Here is a 2,028-nt window from a genome sequence, read left to right as displayed (position 1 = left end):
CCCCCGCCGGCCGGGCGGTCGCCGCGCGGTGGCGGCGGTCGGCTGTGGCAGGTCGTGGTCGGCGGCGCGGCCGTCCTCGCGCTGCTCGCGCTCTGCGGCCTCGGCGCCGCCGCCCTGCTGGCCGAGCGCGACAGGACCCCGCAGGCCGCCCCCACCGCCCAGCCCGAGTCCGCCGAGGTCGAGGCGCAGGCCCTCGACTCCCGGGAGACCGACCAGGCGCCGCTGACCGCCAAGGAGCTCTTTCCCGGCAAGCAGCTCGTCGTCGCCGACGGGGAGCCCGCCTACCGGGTGTTGAAGAGCCAGTCCAGCGCCAGCTGCGCGGTGGCCGCCACCGGTGAGGTCGCCGACCTGCTGGTCCGCCTCGGCTGCACCCAGGTGGTCCGGGCCACGCTGCAGACGCCCGACGGCGACCACCTCGTCACCACCGGGTTGTTCAACCTGACCGACCGGGCCAACGCCGAGCGCGCGCGGGACCGGATCCGGCTGCTGCTCGACGAGCGGGAGGGCCGGTTCCGGGGCATGGCGGCCGACGCGGACAGCGCGGCGATCGCCACCGCGCCGGCCCGAGTCGGCTGGCAGGTGCGCGGCCACTACCTCGCGTTCGCGGTGGTCGTCCGCAGTGACGGCGAGACCATCAGGTCCGGCGACACGAAGGCCCGGGAGATCCTCTTCGACATGATCGAGCTGCACCTCAACCGGGGCGTGCTGGAGCGCCGGGCGGACGGCGGTACGGCCGGCCAGCCGACCGACGAGGGCGCGGGCGACACCGGCACCCAGGACGGGGGCGAGTGACCGGATCGCGATGGGAACGGGTGCGTGGGCCACGGCCGCGCGCCCGTTCCGCGTGTCGCCACCGGCCTCTCACGCCCGGAGTTCGACCCGGTGCTCCCGTAGCAGGTCGAGCATCCGGTCGTGCGGGACCGCGTATCTGACCCGCCCCTCGACGCCGACGGTGGTGCGCGCCATGAACAGCGAGTTCAGCAGCGCCTCCTCCACGGCCTCCAGCACCGCCGCGAAGACCGGCTCCAGGTCGGACTCCGGCGCCGTCGGTGTCCGGGTGTCGGCGGTGGAGAACGCCAGGGCGTAGTCGCCGCTGCCGCCGGCGAAGTCCGAACCGACCAGTGCCATGGCGAAGATGGCCCGACGGGCGACGCGACCCAACTGCCGCGCGTCGAGCCGCCCGTCCGTGGCGACCACGATCACGCAGGAGTTCCCCGGCTGCGCGGGCCGGCCCGGGGGCGGCGGGGTCGGCACGCCCACCTGCCCGGGCCGGATCGGCACCCCGGACACCCGCAGCACCCCCGAGAAGTTGGCCTGCACCAGCACACCGACGGTGACCGTGCCGCGCGACGTCGTGGCGAGCCGCGAGGACGTCCCGATGCCGGCCTTGAAGCCGAGGGCCGCGGTGCCCGTACCGGCGCCGACCGCGCCCTCCGCGGGCAGTCCGCCGCGGGCCTCCGCCAGCGCGCCGAGGACGTGCTCCGCCCGCACCGGCCGCGCCCGGATGTCGGACAGGAACCCGTCATTGGTCTCCGCCACCACCGGGTTCAGCGACTCGACCGCCTCCCGGCCCGGCTGGCGGAGCATGTAGGTGACCAGCGCGTCCGCCGCCCGGAACGTCGACAGCGTCGCGGTCAGCACCACGGGCGTCTCGATCTCGCCCAGCTCGGCCACCTGGGTCGAACCGACCATCTTGCCGTGCCCGTTGCCCACGAACAGCCCCGCCGGCAGCGACCGGCGGTCGGTCAGCTGGTCCGGGACGATCGCCGTCACCCCGCTCCGGATGCTGTCCCCGTCGACCAGCGTGGTGTGGCCCACCCGTACGCCGGGCACGTCGGTGACGGCGTTCAGCGGTCCCGTCGGCAGCGCCCCGACGACGATGCCGAGGTCCCGGCCACGGCGAGGTTCCTGCACGGCTTCCACTCCCCTGACGGTCGACGATGCTCTGCGGCGGACGGGATCCTCGTGGCCACCGTGCAGGCCGACGCGTTCTGCCAGGCGATGGTGCGCAGCCTCGTCGGCGCGATG

General features: G+C 75.2%; 2 protein-coding genes and 1 pseudogene. 2 read left to right on the top strand and 1 reads right to left on the bottom strand.

What is annotated here, in order from left to right; genetic code table 11:
* Positions 1-792: hypothetical protein (locus ACSNN9_RS28360; RefSeq protein WP_436676373.1), on the top strand; the 792-nt coding region annotated here is incomplete at its 5' end.
* 69 nt (positions 793-861) lie between these two features.
* Here the strand turns inward: ACSNN9_RS28360 and ACSNN9_RS28355 are convergent.
* The gene (locus ACSNN9_RS28355; protein WP_436676372.1) at positions 862-1,914 is read right to left on the bottom strand and encodes a P1 family peptidase; all 1,053 of its coding nucleotides are present in this window, start codon (positions 1,912-1,914) and stop codon (positions 862-864) included.
* Between the two features lie 15 nt (positions 1,915-1,929).
* On the opposite strand from ACSNN9_RS28355, the pseudogene ACSNN9_RS28350 reads away from it, so the two are divergent.
* Positions 1,930-2,028 (top strand): annotated as a pseudogene (locus ACSNN9_RS28350) (tRNA pseudouridine(38-40) synthase TruA); the annotation flags it as partial.

It is taken from the genome of Micromonospora sp. URMC 107, assembly GCF_051386315.1.
In the GTDB taxonomy this organism is placed as follows: domain Bacteria; phylum Actinomycetota; class Actinomycetes; order Mycobacteriales; family Micromonosporaceae; genus Micromonospora.
The sequence above is the reverse complement of the archived record's forward strand: the minus strand, read 5'-3'. Positions and strand labels throughout refer to the sequence as shown.